At 63.7% G+C, this 882-nt stretch carries 1 protein-coding gene; it reads left to right on the top strand.

All coding sequences use genetic code 11. From position 1 onward, the window contains the following. On the top strand, positions 1-837 hold an 837-nt coding region (locus tag HMPREF1137_RS03175), incomplete at its 5' end, for an IS256 family transposase (protein WP_034496570.1). Positions 838-882 lie beyond the last annotated feature (45 nt).

Raw genomic sequence — 882 nt, 5'->3', positions numbered from 1 at the left:
AAGTCCCAGGTCTCACGTATGGCAGCCGACCTGGACGAACACGTGGACGAGTTCCGCCATCGCCCCCTCGACGACGCTGGGCCTTTCACGTTCGTCGCCGCTGACGCACTGACCATGAAGGTGCGCGAAGGAGGACGCGTCGTCTCGTGCGCGGTCCTGGTTGCCACCGGAGTCAACAATGACGGACACCGCGAAGTACTGGGGGTGCGCGTATCCACCAGCGAGACCGGCCCGGCGTGGAACGAGTTCTTCGCCGACCTGGTCGCCCGAGGCCTCACCGGCGTGCGCCTGGTGACCAGTGACGCCCATCTGGGCCTGGTCGAAGCCATCGCAGCGAACCTACCCGGAGCCACCTGGCAACGATGCCGCACCCACTACGCCGCGAATCTCATGTCCATCACCCCCAAAGCGCTATGGCCCGCCGTCAAAGCGATGCTGCACTCGGTGTACGACCAACCCGACGCCGCCTCAGTCAACGCTCAATACGACCGGCTCTTGGACTACGTGCACGACAAGCTCCCCGCCGTGTGTGATCACCTCGATCAAGCCAGGGCAGACGTCCTCGCCTTCGCGTCCTTCCCCACCGGGGTATGGACCCAGATCTGGTCCAACAACCCCAATGAGCGCCTCAACCGCGAAATCCGCCGACGCACCGACTCCGTGGGGATCTTCCCCAACCGCCAGGCCATCATCCGCCTGGTCGGAGCCGTCCTCGCCGAACAAAACGACGAATGGGCCGAAGGCCGACGCTACCTCAGCCTCGACATCCTCACCAAATCACGACTCACACCCCAACCCACCGGGCAGGAGGAACCCCCACTCCAACTCAGCGCATAACCCACTCCGAAGGACACAAAACGATTACACCACTCCACAGGACTT

Origin of the sequence: Actinomyces sp. ICM39 (assembly GCF_000282935.1) — a bacterium.
GTDB classification, from domain to species: Bacteria; Actinomycetota; Actinomycetes; order Actinomycetales; family Actinomycetaceae; genus Pauljensenia; species Pauljensenia odontolytica_B.
Note: the sequence above shows the minus strand (reverse complement) of the source record. Positions and strands in the feature narration are given on the sequence as shown.